The organism is Actinocorallia populi, from assembly GCF_002995495.1.
In the GTDB taxonomy this organism is placed as follows: domain Bacteria; phylum Actinomycetota; class Actinomycetes; order Streptosporangiales; family Streptosporangiaceae; genus Actinocorallia; species Actinocorallia populi.
The window spans coordinates 1-15,745 of sequence record NZ_PVZV01000004.1 but is presented as its reverse complement, the minus strand read 5'-3'; the positions used below and the strand labels follow the sequence as shown (position 1 = coordinate 15,745).

Below are 15,745 nucleotides of genomic sequence, written 5' to 3'. Positions count from 1 at the left end.
CAGGTTAGCACCCGGTTTGTCAGACGATGAGCATCCGGGTCCGGGTACTGACGATCTGCCGTGTACGGGGGAAGGTCTGCCAGGCCCGCCACTCCAGACCCCGTCTGATCTGCCGGACCAGCACCCCGCTGAGCTCGTCCCGGTCCCGGGCGAAGACCCCCGCGACGGTGTCGTCCCGGCCGTCCAGGTAGCCGCGCAGGAACTTCACCGCCCGGTCGAAGTCGACGTAGTCGCGCTTGTAGACGTCGGCGGAGAAGCCGTAGGACCAGCCGCCCACCTCGCGGTGCAGCTTGTACGGCAGCGGCCCGTCGCGGCCGGGGAGCTGGGCGACGGTCTCGACCAGCTCCCCCGCCACGACCTGGTGGCCGGCGTCCAGGAGCCGCGCCTGCACCCCGACCCCGGCCACGGTCCAGGACCGGGCGGCCAGCGCCTCCTGCGGCGGGACGTCCAGCGTGAACGCCAGGCCGTCGGCGCGCACGTCGGCCGCGGGGCGTACCAGCTCCAGCATGGGAACCTTCCAAAATCTCGGATTCCCCCGGATTGTAGGCCTCCGGGGGAGGAATCAGTCCGCCAGCGCGGAGGGCACCACCTGGACGTTGCAGATCCGCCCGTCCCGGTGCACCGCCAGCGTCAGCGCCCGGCCGACGCGGTCCCCGCCGAGCTGGTCGTACAGGGCCGCCCGCCCGTCGATCTCCACCCCGTCGACGGCCAGCAGCGCGTCGCCGACCCGCAGGTCGTGCCCGACGTCGCGGCCGATCCGGGTGATGACCTGGCGCTTGACCGTCCGCCCCTCGATCTCCACGTGCCGTTCGGCGATCGCGACGCCCAGCGAGGCGCGCGCGACCCGCCCGCGCGCGATCAGCTCGGCGGCGATCGCGCGGACCGTCCCGGCCGGGACGGCGAAGCCGATGCCCGCCCCGTCCGCCCGGATCGCGGTGTTCACCCCGAGCACCCGGCCCCGGACGTCCACCAGCGGCCCGCCCGAGTTGCCGGGGTTGATCGCGCAGTCGGTCTGCAGCACCCGCTCCAGCGAGCGCGCGGCGCCCCGGGTCGGCAGCGAACGGGCCAGCCCGCTGATGATCCCCAGCGAGACGGACTCGGGGTACAGGCCGAGCGGGGAGCCCAGCGCCAGGCACAGCTCGCCCAGCCGGGCCGGCTCCAGCCGCAGGTCCAGGTGCTCGGGGGTCTCCCCCTCCAGCCGCAGGACGGCCAGGTCGGTGAGCCGGTCGGCGCCGACGACCTTCGCGGGCCGCGACGGCAGCCCCGGCAGCTCGGCGATGATCTCGTCGCCGTCCTCGACCACGTGCTGGTTGGTCACCACGTGCCCGTCCCCGTCCAGGACGAAGCCCGACCCGTACCCGGTGTTCTGCCCGCACCGGACGGTCAGCGCCACCACGCCCGGCAGGACCCGGCCCGCCAGCGCGGCGAGCTCGTCGCTGAAGTCCTCGAGGCTCACACCATCACCGCATCGTCGTCTTCGTCGTCCTCGTCGAACGCCTTCTCCCCGCTGAAGTGCTCCTGCAGCTCGTCGTCGAACCGGTCGGCCAGCGCCCCGATCGCGTCCGCGGCGTAGGAGAGGTTCTCGACGGTGACGGTGTCGGCGAGCAGCTCGGTGCTCATGATGACGTCGCCGTCCTTGAGGTAGATCCGCGCCTGGAGGATGCGGGAGTTGATGTCGTTCAGCGCCTTCAGCAGGCTCCGCCCGCCCGCGGCGTTGTGCAGCACGACCGACCACACGCACACCAGCGCCGGGTTCTCGCCCCTGTCGATCACGTCGATGTGGAAGAGCGCGCTGCCCCTCCGCACCGGGATCGAGCCGTCCTCGTCGATGTGCAGCGGGCCGTCGCCGCCCAGCATCTCCTGCACGATCTTCTCGACGTACGCGCGGATCATCGCGACGGGTGTCATGTCGTGCTCACCTCTCCAATGGACCACCGGGGAAAAGATCATTGTTCCCAAAACGGCAGCTTCGGGGAGACGAAACTCAGAACTCTCCCCACTCGGCGTCCTCGTAGCCGACGATCACCGGGTCGACCAGGGTGTTGGCCTCGACGTCCGTGCGCCGCAGGTCCCGGGCGAAGACCGTCGACGCGCCGAGCACCCGCTCGTCCAGGAAGCGGGTCTTCGGGGCGCCGGACGGCATCGCCGGAACGGGGTCCGCCGCGGAGGCCAGCACGAACCCCCAGTCGCCGAAGCTCGGCACGTCCACGTGGTACGGCGCCGTCCGCAGGCCCGCCTCGCGGATGCTCTTCTCGATGCACCAGAACGAGCGGGGCGCGAAGAACGGCGACCCGGCCTGGACGACCATGCGCCCGCCGGGGGCGATGAGCCGCCGGGCCAGCCCGTAGAACTCCACGGAGTAGAGCTTGGCCGTGGCGACCGCGTCCGGATCGGGGAAGTCGACGATCACCGCGTCGTAGGAGGGCTGCCCCTCCCGTGCCCAGACGAACGCGTCGCGGTTGACGACCCGTACGCGCGGGTCCTCGAAGGCGCGGCCGTTGAGCTCGGCCAGCGGCGGGTACGTCCGGGCGATCGTGACCATCGCCGGGTCGAGTTCGACCAGCGTGACCTCGCGGACGTCGGGATAGCGCAGCACCTCGCGCAGGGCCAGCCCGTCTCCGCCGCCGAGGATCAGCACCCGCCCGCGCTCCCCGGCCAGCGCCGGGTGCACCAGCGACTCGTGGTACCGGTACTCGTCCACCGAGGAGAACTGGAGGTCCCCGTTCAGGTAGAGCCGCATGTCCTGGCGTCCCGACAGCGTCACCTTCTGCGTCAGCACGATCTCCTGGTAGCTCGTGCGGGCGGAGAACGCGATCGGGTCCTTGTAGAGAGCCTGCCGTGCCGTCGCCTCGAACCCGTCGGCCAGCGCGTACACGCCCGCCAGGACGGCGAGCACGCCCGCCATCACGCTCCACAGGACGGCTCTCGTCATCCGCCCCACGTCGGCGCGGAACACCCACAGCACGACCGCGATGCCGGCGACCGCGTTCACCGTCCCGACGACCAGCGCCCCCTTGATCTGCCCGAACACCGGCAGCAGCAGGAACGGGAACGCCAGCCCGCCCAGGAGCGCCCCGACGTAGTCGGCGGCGAACAGGTCCGCGACGGCGCTCCCCGCCTCCTGCCTGCGGATGCGCTGGAGCAGCGTCATCAGCAGCGGGATCTCCGCCCCGATCAGCGCCCCCAGCACGAACGCCGCGAACACCAGCGCCGGGACGTACAGGTCGAGCCACGCGAACGCCGCGTACAGCAGCAGCACCGACAGGCCGCCGAGCAGCGCCAGCACCGCCTCGATCACCGCGAACGCCACCAGCGCCCGCGACTGCAGCGGTTTGGCGGCCAGCGACCCCACGCCCATCGCGCACACCATCACCGACAGGACGACCGACGCCTGCGTGACGGAGTTGCCGACGAGGTAGCTGCCGAGCGCGACCAGTGCCAGCTCGTAGACGAGCCCGCAGGCGGCGCAGATGAAGACGGCGGCGAGCACCATCACCCGGGCGGCGCGTGCGGGCAGCACGCGCCGCATCAGGAGACGGCCGCCGACACGATCGCCGCGGTCGCCAGGTCGGTCGCGGCCACGACCCAGCAGGAGGCGTGCGGGGTCGAGCCGCCCGACAGCAGGGTCTCCCCCAGCTTCCCGGGCGTGATCCAGTCGAGGATGAAGAAGGCGACGACGCTCAGCGCCAGCCCGATCAGGGCGAACACCGCGGTCTCCAGCAGCCCCTCGGCGAGGTCGTCGGAGCTGGTGGCGATCGCCGTCGTCACGATCGCGCCGATGCCCAGCAGCTTGGCGGCCAGGACGACCGCGCCGCCCCGCCCGTCGCCGGTCCAGATGACGTGGCCGAGCCGTCCCGGCGTCAGCACGTCCACCACGAGGAAGCCCAGGGCCAGCAGCCCGACGCCGAGCACGCCGTAGGCCAGGGTCGCCAGGCTCTCGTTGAGAAGCTCGTCGTACATCATGAGGTCTTCCTCCACTCCTTGACGGCGTTCAGGACGATCAGGAGGAGACCGAGGGCGACCAGCAGGCCCGCGAAGCCGATCAGGACCCACCAGCCCGCGCCGCGCAGCGACTCCAGTTCGTCGTTGTCCGAGGCGGTGGGGTCGGGCGTCCGCTCCTGGACGGGCACCGGCCTGAGGTCCTCCTGCGCGGCCAGCAGCGGCAGCGAGCCGATGCCGTCGGCCAGCTCGGCGGTGACGCGGTCGCCGAGGTCGGTGGGCTCCACCACGTCGTGGGCGTACAGGTCGGTGATGCGGAAGTCCTTCCGCGGGAAGCTGTCCTCGATGGAGTAGCTGACCCCGGTCCATTCCTTGGACTGGTAGGTGAACCTCGCCTCCAGCACGACCCATCTCGGGCAGCGCACCGGGTCCTGGCGGGCGTCCACGCCGACGCCGAGGTTGGAGCCGATCTCCACCGGTGCTCCGGTGTCGGCGTCGACCTCCCAGCCGTAGCAGACCCGCTGCCTCTGCGAGGCCTCCTGCAGCCGCTCCACCAGTCTGGCCGTGTCGGCCGGGCTCAGCGCGACCGCCGTCACGTCGTCGGACAGGTCGGGGTCGAAGGCGCCTTCGCTCCACATCGCGCAGCCCGTCGGCAGGACGAAGAAGAGGATGATGAGGATGATGCAGCCCATCCAGCCCTGCTTGCCGAGCTTCTCGGGAGCGGCCTGCTCGGCCGGCTCCTCGCCCGGGTTCTCCCGCTGAGGCTGCGCGCCCTGCTTCTCCGCGCTCATTTGCCGCCTCCCGGGCCGCCGCCGCGGAACAGGGACACCCGTCCTGCGGGCCCTCCCCAGCGTCCGTTCACGTACTTGTGCCAGCGCTCGTAGCCGCGTTCAGGGGTGTCGACGTAGATCAGGCTGCCCGCCACCGCGGGGAGGACGGCGACCACCGCTCCCGGGTAGCGCAGGAACACCCCGGCCGGGTCGTAGGCGCGCTCGACGGGCTCGGAGCGGTCGATGATCTGGCCGGCGGTCTCGATCGGCGTGTCCTTCGACTGGTAGCCGCCCTCGATCGCCGGGAACCTCCCGGCGATCCAGTCCTGGGGCGACTTGGTGCCGCTGGTCAGCATCACCAGCAGGATGGTCGCGCCGATGATGACGAGCACGCCTCCGCCGAGCAGCGCCTTCTTCACGGCCTCACCATCCGGGTGGTCGTCTCCACGAGTTCTCCCGTCGGGGGGTAGGTGTGCCAGGTCCGCCAGCCCAGCCCGTCGGGCCGGGCGTCGAGGACGATCCCGGTCAGCGCTCCGGGCGCTCCGGGGAAGACGCCGCTGAGCGCTTCCGGGCGGTCCAGCGCCCGTTCGACGCGCGCGAGTTCGGCGGGGAAGTCGGCGGCGCGCCGGGTGCGGGACTCGAAGGTGTACGTCCACCCGTCCAGCGGGCGCGTCACCTCGTCCGGCAGGCCCCCTGCGCGGCCGGGCAGGCAGGCGACCGTCTCGATGACGGGCCCTGCGAGCACCTGGTGGGACGCGCCGAGCAGCCGCAGCTCCACGGTCAGCCCCGCGGTGTGAAACCGCCGGACGGCCAGCGCTTCGAGACGCGGCTCGTCCAACGCGAAGACGAGCGCGTCGGCGCTCGTGTCACGGTAGGGCACTTCCAGCGCGCTGAGCACTCGGACCATCCGTCGTTCCGGGGGGAGAACAAGCGGATGGTACCGGTCTTTCAGGCGAGGCGGGAGACCGCTTCGGCGACGCGTTCGTCCGTCGCGGTGATGGCGACGCGGACGTGGCGGGAGCCCGCGGGGCCGTAGAACTCACCGGGCGCGACGAGGATCCCGCGCTCGGCGAGGTAGGAGACCGTCTCCCAGCAGGGCTCGTCACGGGTGGACCACAGGTACAGGGACGCCTCGGAGTGGTCGACGCGGAAGCCGTGGCCCTCCAGGGCCGTCTTCAGCGCGGCGCGGCGGGCCCGGTAGCGCTCGATCTGCTCGGCGGCGTGGGCGTCGTCGTCGTAGGTGGCGGCCATCGCGGCCTGCACCGGGGCGGGCATGATCATGCCCGCGTGCTTGCGCAGCTCCAGGAGCCGCTTGACGAGCACCGGGTCGCCGGTGACGAAGCCCGCGCGGTATCCGGCGAGGTTGGAGCGCTTGGACAGGGAGTGCACGGCCAGCAGGCCCTCGTGGGAGCCGCCGCAGATGTCGGGGTGCAGCACCGAGACGGGCTCGTCGCCCTCCCAGTACAGCTCGATGTAGCACTCGTCGCTGACCAGCGTCACGCCGCGTTCCCGCGCCCAGGAGACGACCTTGCGCAGGTGGTCGGGCGGCAGGACCTTGCCGGTCGGGTTGGCGGGCGAGTTGATCCACAGCAGCCCAGGCCGTGCCGGGCCGAGCTGGAGCAGCCCGTCGGAGGCCAGCCCGGTGGCCCCGGCGATGCGGGCGCCCACGTCGTAGGTGGGGTAGGCCAGTTCGGGGAAGACGACGGTGTCGCCGGGCTTCACGCCCAGCAGCAGCGGCAGCCAGGCGACGAGTTCCTTGGTGCCGATGGCGGGCAGGATCGCGTCCGGGTCGGCCTGGACGCCCAGCCGGCGGCGCAGCCAGCGCGCGACGGACTCGCGCAGCGCGGGCGTCCCCCACGTCTGCGGGTAGCCGGGCGCGTCGGAGGCCTCGGCCAGCGCCCTGCGCGCCACCTCGGGGGTGGGGTCGACGGGAGTGCCGACGGACAGGTCCACGAGTCCCCCGGGGTGGGCGGAGGCCGTCTTCTTGTACGGCTCCAGGCGGTCCCACGGGAAGTCGGGCAGTTCCATCGGTCTTTCCCTCCTGGCATGCCTCTCGGCCGTGACCCGAACGCGGTCACGGCCGAGAGGGGGATACGACTGTTACTCGCCCTGCGGGGGGAGAGCAGCGGTGATCGGGTGGTCCCGCTCGATCTTGCCGACCTTGGAGGCGCCGCCGGGCGAACCCAGCTCCTCGAAGAACTCGACGTTGACCTTGTAGAACTCCTTCCACTGGTCGGGAAGGTCGTCCTCGTAGTAGATCGCCTCTACCGGGCACACGGGCTCGCACGCACCACAGTCGACGCACTCGTCCGGGTGGATGTAGAGCTGACGCTGCCCCTCGTAGATGCAGTCGACAGGGCACTCCTCGATGCACGCCTTGTCGAGAACGTCCACGCAAGGCTGCGCGATGACGTAGGTCACGCCGTACTCCTCTCAGAACTTCCCGGCCCCGCCGTCAGCCACGGCTCACCGTAAGCTTGTGAGCAATAGTATTGCGGTCGCCGGGTCTTCATTTCGACGTGGGGGTGCCCACTTGTCATCCCGATTCGCCGCGCGTCTCGCGGTCACGGTCTCACCAGCGGATACGGGTCAGCGGGTCTCGCTACGCCGTCGGCTGCAGACGGGAGAGTACTCCGATGTGGTGGGAGTTCTCGAATCCTGGGCCGACGGCGTCCTGAAGGTGCGGCGCCGCGACGGCGAACTCGTCGACGTCCCCGAGGGGATCATCGCCGCGGGCAAGGTCGTCCCGCCCGCGCCGCCGCGCCGCCGTCCGCGCTCCTGAGTCAGTCCTCCCGGTGCCGGGGGAAGTCCGGGACGGCGTCCGGCATGTCGCGGGAGACCTTCATCGGGAAGGCCGGCGGACGCTTGCCCAGGAAGGACTCGATGCCCTCGGCGACGTCGGGCGCGGCGCCCAGCGCCGTCATCAGCCGGGAGTCGTTGGCGTGCGCCTGCCAGGGAGTCTCGGCCGACAGCCCCGCGTACATGAGGCGGCGGATCGAGGCGACGGCCACGGACGAGGTGTTCTCGACGACCTCGCGGGCCAGGGCGTACGCGGCGGGCAGCAGTTCCTCGTGCGGGACGACCCGGGAGACCAGCCGGCCCGCGAGCGCCTCGGACGCGGAGAAGACACGTCCGGTCATCGTCCACTCCATCGCCTGGGAGATCCCGACGACGCGCGGCAGGTACCAGGAGGAGGCGGCCTCGGCGACGATGCCGCGGCGGGCGAAGACGAAGCCGAACCTGGCCTTCTCCGAGGCGATCCGCACGTCCATCGGCAGCGTCATGGTCACCCCGACGCCGACGGCCGCGCCGTTGATCGCGCCGATGACGGGCTTGAGGCAGCGGGCGGTGCGCAGCACGACGGTGCCGCCGCCGTCGCGGGGCGTGCCGTCCTGCAGGAGGTCGTCGCCGCCGAACATCTCCGGGGCCCGCTCGTAGTCGAAGGTCCCCGCCCCGGCCGAGAGGTCGGCTCCGGCGCAGAACGCCCGGCCCGCGCCGGTGACGACCACGACCCGCACGTCGTCGTCGGCGTCGACGCGGTCGAACGCGTCCAGCGTCTCCACGCGCATGCGGTTGGTGTAGGCGTTGAGCTGCTCGGGCCGGTTCAGGGTGATCGTGGCGACGCCGTCCTCGACCCGGTAGCCGATCTCCTGGTACTCCATGATCCACCTCTTCCGCCTGGACGTCGGGCCGAGTTTAGAAGACCGCCGCTCCCGGCCTCCGGGCGGCCGCCGACCCGTCGGACCGTTACCTCCGCACACGTGTACTTTCGTCAGATATCTTCACTTCTATGAACTGGTCCGTGGCGACGTACGACTCCGCCTTCGGATACGTCTCCGCACACGGCGCGCCACTGATCGACCTGCTGGACCCCCAGCCCGGCGAGAAGGTCATCGACCTGGGCTGCGGAGCGGGCCTGCTCACCGCCGAACTCCACGCGCGCGGCGCGCAGCCGCTGGGCATCGACGGCAGCCTCCACCTCATCGCCCAGGCCTCCTCCCAGTTCCCCGAGCTGTCCTTCACCGCCGGAGACGCGCACGACTTCACCGTCTCCGACGCCTACGACGCGGTGATCTCCATGTCGGCGCTGCACTGGATGGTGCGCGACCCCGACGCGGTGATCGCCCGCGTGTACTCGGCGCTGCGGCCCGGCGGCAGGTTCGTCGCCGAGATGGGCGGCGCCGGCAACTGCGCCGAGCTGATCGCCGCGATGCAGACGGCCTGGCGCGAGTTCGGGCTCACCGAGCCGGAGCTGCCGTGGTTCTTCCCCACCCCCGCCGGATACGCCACCCGGCTGGAGGAGGCGGGCTTCACCGTCCGGCTGCTGGAGTACTTCGACCGCCCCACCCGGATGACCGAGGGCCCCGACGGCGCCGCCGACTGGGTGCGGGTGTACGCCGCCGAGCCGCTGCGGGACGTGCCGCCGCCGCTCGTCCAGCCGCTGCTGGAGCGGGTGAACGAGCTGGCCGCCCCGGCGCTGCGCCGCGAGTCCGGCTGGGTCGCCGACTACGTGCGGCTGCGCTTCGCCGCCGTCCGCAAGGCCGACGGCGCCCCGCCGCCGCCCGGCTTCGAGCCCTTCCCGCCGGGCCCCGCGTTCTGACGGGACCGGGCTCAGCGGGTGCCGATGGCCGCGGGCAGTTCGAGCGCCAGGATCTGGTCGAGCTGCAGGACCGTCTCCAGGCGGGCGCCGGGCGCGACGCCCTCGTCGTCCATCAGGCCGTCCAGGACGTCCAGCGCCCGCGGAACGTCCAGGTCGTCGCAGAGGGCCTCCAGGGTCTGCGCGGCGTAGGGGGCGTGGATCGGCTCGGAGGGCAGGGTCGCCCACTCGGCGAGCCTGCCGCGCCAGCGCGCCAGGTCGGCCGAGGCCGCGCTGACCGCTTCCGGCCCCAGACGCGCCTCCTCCCGGTACCGGTGGCGCAGGAGGGCGAGCCGCAGCGCCGCGGGCTCGACGTCGGCGGGTGGCGGGGCCGTCCATTCCGCCACGCCGACGGACGCTCCGGAAGTGAGCTTCCCCACACCCAAAGCCCCCGGAAGTGGATCTCCGGCCTCCAGCCGGGGGATGCTCAGCCACCCGTGATCGGCCGCGTGAGCTGCGGTGGTGAGGGCGCGGCGGCGCAGCCGGAGCGCCACCCGGCGCAGCATGTCCGCGGTGAGGCAGACACGCAGGTCATCCGGCTGATACACGTAGAGTCTCAGGGGCCCGGGCCGGACTCCGACGACCTGTCCGGTCCGGGTCTCCAATAGGCGCAGCATGCCCCCCAGCTTAGGCACGCGCCTCGGACGCCGCGGGCCGCGCTCCGGTTCGCGTGAGCCGCGCCACGAACAATGATCACCCGGTCATTTCGTCGTAACGCGTTGGTAGCCTCCGGTCTTTGTGAAGACAGCACCCGGCTTCGGTGCGGCGCCGGCCGCCGTGCCGATCACCGCCGAGAGCCAGCCGGACCTGTGGCTGCTGGTGGCCGACACCGCCGCCCGCCTCGGCGTGCCCGCCCCCGCCGAGGTCGACCTGTACCCGGTGCCGGAGGTCGTCGCCCTGCCCGGCAGGCTGCTGCTCGGGCTCCCCTACGTCCTGGACCTGCCCGCCGACGAACTCGCGGCGGTCGTCGCGCACGAACTGGTGCACCTGCACTCGGCCTCGCGGCTGGTGCCCGCCGGAGGGGCCGGCGTCGAGGGCCTGGCCGACGCGCTCGTCGCGCAGGTCGTCTCGCCCGAGTCCGTCGCGGCCGCCCTGGTGCACGCCTCCTACCTGTCGTTGACCTTCGAGAGGTTCGTCCTGCAGTACGTCGGCCCGCTGGCCGCCGCCGGCTGGTACCCGGTGGACTTCTGGGCCGCCTGGCGCTGGCGGCTCGGCCAGGAGCGCGAACGGTTCGAGCTGCCCGAGCTCGCCGGGCGGGTCACCGCCCTGCTCGGCACCTCCCGCGTCCCCGCCGGGGTCGCCGGGGTGCGCCCGGTGCCGCTGCGCCCGCTGCCCGTCGAGGTGGAGGCGGGGTTCGCCAAGCTGCTGGCCGAACGGCTCGGCAGCGCCGCCCCCGGGCCGGTCACGCCCGGGCCGGTCACGCCCGCGCCGCTGGCGCCCGCGCCCTGCCCGACGTCGGTGCGCTTCGGCGGGCGGGCCCGGACCGAGCCCGAGCCCGCGGGCCTGCGCGCGGTGACGTTCGACGCCGCCGACGCCTCGGTGTGGGAGGAGGCCGCCACGCAGTGCGCGATCCGGGTGCGCGAGGTCGCCGCCGACATCCTCGGCCACCCGGCGGTGCTCGCCCGCGACGTGCTCGGCCTCGTCCTGGCCGGGCGGGCCGCGGAGATCCTGCGGCGGTGCGGCGGCCAGTCGCCCGAGCTGTTCCCGGTCAGCCGGATCCTGGTGCCGCTGATCAGCGACGCCCTGCGCCGCAGCGGCCACCGGCCCGAGCACGTGCTGCGCCAGCACGTGCTGATCGGCCCGGACTTCGAACGCGTCGACCTGGACGAGCTGATCGACCCGCTGGAACGCGGAGCCGAACCGGACCAGCGCCTGCTGGACCTGCTCGGCTGACCCTGCTCGGCCGACCCGGCTCGGCCGATCCGCACGGCGGCCTCTCCGGCGGGGCGGCGCCCCGCCGGAGCGCGCGGCCGCCGGAGCACGTGACCGGCTGGAGCGCGTGGTCGGCCGGAGTGCGCGGTCGGCCGGGCCGACCGGCGGTCTCGGCGGACTCGGCGGACTCGGCGGTCTCGGCGGTGGACGGAATCCTTCCGGGCTGGTTTCGGCCAAGGCTCGGTCGATCCGCTCCGTGGCCGCGCGCGGCGTCCCTAGGCTCCCGGGCCATGCCTTCCGCCCCGGCGCGCGCCCTGGCCTGCGTCCTGATCCTGCCGCTGGCCGCGTGCACCGCCCGCGCCGCGGAAGGGGGGTTCGCGCCCCCGGGGGCGGCCGCCTCCACCGCTTCCGCGGCCGCTCCGCCACCGCCGCCGGTCCCGTCGCGGCCCGAGGACGTCCTGGGCTCCTACCGGGAGTTCCACCGGGTGCTGGAGGCGGCGCTGGGCGGCAACGACGCCTCGCGCCTGCCCGAGGTCGCGGCCGAGCCGCTGGCGTCCCGGCTCGTCGCGATGGTCGAGGAGCAGCGCGGCCGGTCGGTGGTGCGGCGCACCCATCTGGCGCTCAACCCGCGGCTCGCGTGGATCAGGCACCGGACGGCGCTGGTGCTGGACTGCGTGCACTCCCCCGGGTTCACGACCTTCGACGCCGTGACGGGACGGCGGCTCGGGCCCCGTCCGGTGACCGAGCAGGCGCTGGTGGAGACCCGGCTGAAGCTGGAGGACGCCTTGGCGGGGCGTTCCTGGAAGGTGTGGCGGGTCGGCGAGGTGCGGCCGTGCTGACGTCCCTGGCCCTGGCGCTGGCCTTCGCCCCGCCGGAGCCCCGCGTGGTGGAGCCGCGGTGCGAGGTCGCCGCGGTCGTCTCCTGCCTGCAGTCGCTCTCGGAGGGGCGTCCGGGGCGGTACGCGCCGAAACCCGAGCCCTACGTGGTGATCCCCTGCCCGCCGGAGTCGCAGTTCTGCGTCACGACGCTGATCGCCGTGCCGAAGGCCGGCACGGCGGAGGTGGCGCGGATGGCCCTGGCGCGGCTGGAGATGCCGCTCCCGGTGCCGCGCACCCGGCCGTCGCCCACCACCTATGTGGGCCTGCGGACGTTCCTGTGGCTGGAGTCCGACCTGTGGCACGTCTACCGGGCCCGGGCCAGGGCGGCGGGGCAGCGCGTCGTGCTGACCGGGCGCCCGCTGCGGGTCCGCTGGGACCTGGGGGACGGGCGGGAGGTCTGCGTGGGCCCCAGCGGCCCGGAAGGCCCCTGCTCCCACGTCTGGACGCGGTCCGCGCGCGAGCCCTACCCCGTCACCGCGACCGTCGAGTACGAGGTCTCCTGGACCTGTGAGGGCGCCTGCGACGCCCCGTCGGGGACGCTGCCGGTCCTGGAGGCCTCCGGGCGCACCGCGGTGCTCGTCCGGGAGATCCAGACCAGTGCGCATGCTCCGAGGTAAGGGTCGGTAAATTTCCCTCGCCCCTCTTGGCAACCGCCCGTAGGCGAGTGACTCTGAATAGTCACGGGGAAAGGGGGCTTCCATGGAGTATGCAGCCGAAGTGTCGGATTATGGGCACTACGTCTTGATCGACGTGCACGGAGAGCTGGACGTGGCGTCCGAGCCCAGGTTCCGTGAGGCCCTGCTGTCCTCCATCGGCTTCGGTGACCGCGCCCTCGTCGTCAACCTGCGCGACGTGCGCTTCTGCGCGGCGGCGGGCCTCAACAGCATCGTCACCACGCAGAAGATGACCCGGGGGCTCGGCCCCGGGGTGGCGGTGGCCGGCGCCATCCCCCGGGTGCGCAAGGCCTTCGAGATCACCCGACTGGACCGGGTGATCCCCCTGTACGACACCGTTCCCGAAGCCGTACGTGCCCTGCTGGACGCTGGGTGAACGCGCGGGTCAGGACACCTTGGCGCGCCGGGCTCCGCCTCGGCCGCGCAGGGTGACGCCGTGGTCGACCAGGAGCCGGTGCACCGCGCCGTACGAGCGTCCCGTCTCGGCCGCGAGCTGCCTGATGCTCCGGCCCGACTGGTAGGCCTCCGCCAGCTCCTTGGCCAGCTCCTCCCGCCGGGCACCGGTCAGACGTTCACCCTTCTTCACCGCTTCGGTCATCTGACGCCTCCTCGTTTGGTGAATCGCTCGTATAGATCACAGTAACTCGCGAAGATCGCACTTTCTATGGCTATGGGCGAGTCATCCGTCACTGAACGAAATCATGGCTCTGACGGGGAGAGTGGGAGACTGCGGGGTATGGAAGTCAAAATCGCTATCGCCCCGGAAGCGGCGATCGAGGGGGTCGGACGTCCCACGGACGTCTCCGTGGGCCCCCTGCGGGAACGGATGGCGCGGGCCGTCGAGCGCGGCGGCGGGAAGGTCGTGCCGCTGGCGGACGCCGACGGGCTCGTGTGGCTGCTGCCCGGCGGCCCGGGGCCGCTGACGGAGGTCCTGGACGCCCACCCGCGCCTGCGCTGGGTGCAGCTGCCGTGGGCGGGCGTGGAGCACTTCACCGAGGCGTTCTCCTACCCGCAGGCCTTCACGTGCGCCAAGGGCTCCTACGCCAAGCAGGTCAGCGAGCACGCCCTCATGCTGGCCCTGGCGTGCCTGCGCGACCTCGTCCGGCACGCGCGGGTCCCGCACTGGAACCCCATCGACCCGCGCTCCCTGGGCGGGCTGAACGTGACGATCCTGGGCGGCGGGGGCATCGCGACGGAACTCGTCCGGCTCCTCGGGCCGTTCGGGTGCCGTGTGCGGGTGCTGCGGCGCAGCGCCACCCCGCTGGAAGGGGCCGACGAGACGCTGCCGGTCTCCCGGCTGCACGACGTCCTGCCGTCCACGGACGTGCTCGTCGTGGCGCTGGCGCTGACGCCGGAGACCCGGCACATCGTGGGGGCGCCCGAGCTCGCGCTCCTGCCGCCGGGGGCCGTCCTGGTGAACGTGGCGCGCGGCCCGCACGTCGACACCGAGGCGCTGCTCAAGGCCCTGGACGCCGGGCGGCTCGCCGCGGCCGGACTGGACGTGACGGACCCCGAACCGCTACCCGACGGGCACCCTTTGTGGAGCCATGACCAGGTTTTGATTACTTCGCACTGCGCGGACTCGTCGGAGTACGTGGCGACGATGTTGTGCGAGCGGGTGGCGGAGAACGTACGGCTGTTCGCCGAAGGGCGGCCGCTGGTCGGCCTCGTCGACCCGGCCGCCGGATACTGATCGTTCCGGCCCCCCGGCGGGCGCGTCCTCCGGCGCGTGACGCACCCGCGGGACCGGGTCTCCGTCCGGCTCTCGGCGCGCCCGCGGAGCCGGTCGCCGGGGTTCAGCCCGCCGCGACGGCCTCGTCGACCGTGCCGTGCAGGCGGAGCGGCTGGTCCAGCCGGGTGGTGTGCAGCACCTGGGTGATGTGGGGGTTCGCCCCGGCCAACGCGAACGAGCCCTCGTGGTAGCGCAGCCGCTGCCAGATCCCGACCAGGACCGCCAGGCCCGTGCTGTCCAGGAACGACACCCCCGACAGGTCCACCACGAGCCTGCGCATCCCGCCTTCGAGCAGTTCGAGCAGGAACTCACGCAGCGCCGGCGCGGTGAACACGTCCACCTCGCCGCTGGGGCGCACCACGGTGACCTCCCCCTCGACCCGGTGCTCCAGCCGCAACCGTTCGCCGGCTCCCACCATCGTCCACCTCCACGTTCTCAGAAGTACCGCTCATGTTCAGTCCTCTGTCCTGTGCGGGCCCACCGTCTCATGTGCCCGGCTGGTACGGGAGCGGGGGTGGCTGCGGAGCGCCGCCCGGCGGCGGCACCGCGGGCGGGGGCCCTCCGGCCACCGGCATGTCCGTCGGAGGCCGCCCGGAACCGGAGAAGTCGGGCTGCCCGGGGACCGCCGACTGCCCGGGGCCGCCCACCGTGAACGGCAACTGCGGGTAGGGCACGGGCGGCGGCTTCCGCATCACCCGCCAGCGCGACGGCGGCACCGAGGCGGCCAGCAGCGTCACCCCCAGCGCGACGAGCACGCCCGTGCTGCTCAGGGTGAGGAAACCGATCCCCGCGTCACCCGGTATCAGGTCGTGGACATGTCGGCTGAACGCGTACGGCTCGAACAGCAGGGCCGTCCCGAGCCCGCCGAGCACCACTCCCGGCACCAGCGAGGCCAGCGGAGAGATCCGCGACCCGCACAACACCCCGAGGAGCACCCCGCCCGCCACCATCAGCAGGGCTCCCAGCAGCGGCGCCTCCCTGCCCAGTCGGTACACCTGCCCCATCTCGGTGATCCCGTAGCACCACAGCAGCAGTGCCACCGGCGTCGCCACCACTCCCACCACGAGCCCCAGCACATGCCTGGCCGCGTTGTTCATGTCCTCTCCTCCCGATCGCAGAGAGTCTCCATCACTCTTCCCCGCCTTACAACGGTTCAGCGATCCTTACGTCAGCTTCTCGGCCCTGAAGGGCCGAGCTTGCAGCTCTTCACCACACCTGGCCGGTGTGGTTCAGGCCGCGTCGTC

The 15,745-nt window shown here is 72.6% G+C and carries 22 protein-coding genes; 7 read left to right on the top strand and 15 right to left on the bottom strand.

Annotated features, from left to right (window positions below; translation table 11 throughout):
• Positions 1-19 precede the first annotated feature (19 nt).
• From C2865_RS16670 to fdxA, 10 genes are all read right to left on the bottom strand, one after another.
• Positions 20-508 carry a DUF2617 family protein gene (locus C2865_RS16670; protein ID WP_106399419.1) on the bottom strand — a complete coding sequence of 163 codons (489 nt, stop codon included), beginning with the start codon at positions 506-508 and terminating at the stop codon, positions 20-22.
• A 54-nt stretch (positions 509-562) separates the two neighbouring features.
• Positions 563-1,456 carry a S1C family serine protease gene (locus C2865_RS16665; RefSeq protein WP_106399418.1) on the bottom strand — a complete coding sequence of 298 codons (894 nt, stop codon included), beginning with the start codon at positions 1,454-1,456 and terminating at the stop codon, positions 563-565.
• The gene (locus tag C2865_RS16660; RefSeq protein WP_157963757.1) at positions 1,453-1,908 is read right to left on the bottom strand and encodes a T3SS (YopN, CesT) and YbjN peptide-binding chaperone 1; all 456 of its coding nucleotides are present in this window, start codon (positions 1,906-1,908) and stop codon (positions 1,453-1,455) included. The genes C2865_RS16665 and C2865_RS16660 overlap by 4 nt, the downstream gene beginning before the upstream one ends.
• A gap of 76 nt (positions 1,909-1,984) precedes the next feature.
• Positions 1,985-3,529 (bottom strand): polyamine aminopropyltransferase, encoded by a 1,545-nt coding sequence (locus C2865_RS16655; protein WP_106399416.1) that lies wholly within the window; start codon positions 3,527-3,529, stop codon positions 1,985-1,987.
• Positions 3,529-3,963, bottom strand: a complete 435-nt coding sequence (locus tag C2865_RS16650) for a DUF350 domain-containing protein (RefSeq protein ID WP_232835654.1) — start codon at positions 3,961-3,963, stop codon at positions 3,529-3,531. The genes C2865_RS16655 and C2865_RS16650 overlap by 1 nt, the downstream gene beginning before the upstream one ends.
• A complete protein-coding gene (locus C2865_RS16645; RefSeq protein WP_106399415.1) occupies positions 3,960-4,730 on the bottom strand; it encodes a hypothetical protein in 771 nt (256 codons plus the stop codon). The genes C2865_RS16650 and C2865_RS16645 overlap by 4 nt, the downstream gene beginning before the upstream one ends.
• Entirely contained in the window at positions 4,727-5,128 is a 402-nt protein-coding gene (locus C2865_RS16640; protein WP_106399414.1) for a DUF4247 domain-containing protein, read from the bottom strand. Before C2865_RS16640 ends, C2865_RS16645 begins: the two co-directional genes overlap by 4 nt.
• On the bottom strand, positions 5,125-5,616 hold the full coding sequence (locus C2865_RS16635) for a DUF2617 family protein (RefSeq protein WP_106399413.1): 492 nt from the start codon (positions 5,614-5,616) through the stop codon (positions 5,125-5,127). The genes C2865_RS16640 and C2865_RS16635 overlap by 4 nt, the downstream gene beginning before the upstream one ends.
• Positions 5,617-5,657: 41 nt before the next feature.
• Positions 5,658-6,737, bottom strand: coding sequence for a succinyldiaminopimelate transaminase (gene dapC / locus C2865_RS16630; protein WP_106399412.1), 1,080 nt, complete (start codon positions 6,735-6,737; stop codon positions 5,658-5,660).
• Positions 6,738-6,809: 72 nt separating this feature from the next.
• On the bottom strand, positions 6,810-7,130 hold the full coding sequence (gene fdxA / locus C2865_RS16625; RefSeq protein WP_106399411.1) for a ferredoxin: 321 nt from the start codon (positions 7,128-7,130) through the stop codon (positions 6,810-6,812).
• A gap of 58 nt (positions 7,131-7,188) precedes the next feature.
• Here fdxA and C2865_RS41975 point away from each other — a divergent pair, with 58 nt between their 5' ends.
• Complete coding sequence (locus tag C2865_RS41975) at positions 7,189-7,491, top strand: putative acetyltransferase (RefSeq protein WP_456297947.1); 303 nt, start codon at positions 7,189-7,191, stop codon at positions 7,489-7,491.
• A 1-nt stretch (position 7,492) separates the two neighbouring features.
• Here C2865_RS41975 and C2865_RS16615 read toward each other — a convergent pair whose 3' ends face one another.
• Entirely contained in the window at positions 7,493-8,371 is an 879-nt protein-coding gene (locus tag C2865_RS16615) for an enoyl-CoA hydratase-related protein (protein WP_106399409.1), read from the bottom strand.
• Between the two features lie 128 nt (positions 8,372-8,499).
• On the opposite strand from C2865_RS16615, the gene C2865_RS16610 reads away from it, so the two are divergent.
• Complete coding sequence (locus C2865_RS16610; RefSeq protein ID WP_106399408.1) at positions 8,500-9,309, top strand: class I SAM-dependent methyltransferase; 810 nt, start codon at positions 8,500-8,502, stop codon at positions 9,307-9,309.
• Between the two features lie 11 nt (positions 9,310-9,320).
• Here C2865_RS16610 and C2865_RS16605 read toward each other — a convergent pair whose 3' ends face one another.
• Positions 9,321-9,893 carry a hypothetical protein gene (locus C2865_RS16605; protein ID WP_157963756.1) on the bottom strand — a complete coding sequence of 191 codons (573 nt, stop codon included), beginning with the start codon at positions 9,891-9,893 and terminating at the stop codon, positions 9,321-9,323.
• A gap of 190 nt (positions 9,894-10,083) precedes the next feature.
• On the opposite strand from C2865_RS16605, the gene C2865_RS16600 reads away from it, so the two are divergent.
• The 4 genes from C2865_RS16600 (at position 10,084) to C2865_RS16585 (ending at position 13,145) form a co-directional block, all read left to right on the top strand.
• Positions 10,084-11,238, top strand: coding sequence for a M48 family metalloprotease (locus tag C2865_RS16600; RefSeq protein WP_157963755.1), 1,155 nt, complete (start codon positions 10,084-10,086; stop codon positions 11,236-11,238).
• Positions 11,239-11,507: 269 nt separating this feature from the next.
• Positions 11,508-12,056 (top strand): hypothetical protein, encoded by a 549-nt coding sequence (locus C2865_RS16595; RefSeq protein ID WP_106399405.1) that lies wholly within the window; start codon positions 11,508-11,510, stop codon positions 12,054-12,056.
• Positions 12,050-12,712: a hypothetical protein gene (locus tag C2865_RS16590; RefSeq protein ID WP_106399404.1), complete on the top strand. Its 663-nt coding sequence runs from the start codon at positions 12,050-12,052 to the stop codon at positions 12,710-12,712. Before C2865_RS16595 ends, C2865_RS16590 begins: the two co-directional genes overlap by 7 nt.
• A gap of 82 nt (positions 12,713-12,794) precedes the next feature.
• Positions 12,795-13,145 carry an STAS domain-containing protein gene (locus C2865_RS16585; RefSeq protein ID WP_106399403.1) on the top strand — a complete coding sequence of 117 codons (351 nt, stop codon included), beginning with the start codon at positions 12,795-12,797 and terminating at the stop codon, positions 13,143-13,145.
• Between the two features lie 9 nt (positions 13,146-13,154).
• On the opposite strand, the gene C2865_RS16580 is transcribed toward C2865_RS16585, so the two are convergent.
• Positions 13,155-13,367: a helix-turn-helix domain-containing protein gene (locus C2865_RS16580; RefSeq protein ID WP_106399402.1), complete on the bottom strand. Its 213-nt coding sequence runs from the start codon at positions 13,365-13,367 to the stop codon at positions 13,155-13,157.
• A 138-nt stretch (positions 13,368-13,505) separates the two neighbouring features.
• Here C2865_RS16580 and C2865_RS16575 point away from each other — a divergent pair, with 138 nt between their 5' ends.
• On the top strand, positions 13,506-14,462 hold the full coding sequence (locus C2865_RS16575) for a D-isomer specific 2-hydroxyacid dehydrogenase family protein (protein WP_198653383.1): 957 nt from the start codon (positions 13,506-13,508) through the stop codon (positions 14,460-14,462).
• A 103-nt stretch (positions 14,463-14,565) separates the two neighbouring features.
• Here the strand turns inward: C2865_RS16575 and C2865_RS16570 are convergent, their stop codons facing one another.
• The gene (locus C2865_RS16570; RefSeq protein ID WP_106399401.1) at positions 14,566-14,919 is read right to left on the bottom strand and encodes an STAS domain-containing protein; all 354 of its coding nucleotides are present in this window, start codon (positions 14,917-14,919) and stop codon (positions 14,566-14,568) included.
• Between the two features lie 67 nt (positions 14,920-14,986).
• On the bottom strand, positions 14,987-15,598 hold the full coding sequence (locus C2865_RS16565) for a hypothetical protein (protein WP_106399400.1): 612 nt from the start codon (positions 15,596-15,598) through the stop codon (positions 14,987-14,989).
• Positions 15,599-15,745: the final 147 nt, after the last annotated feature.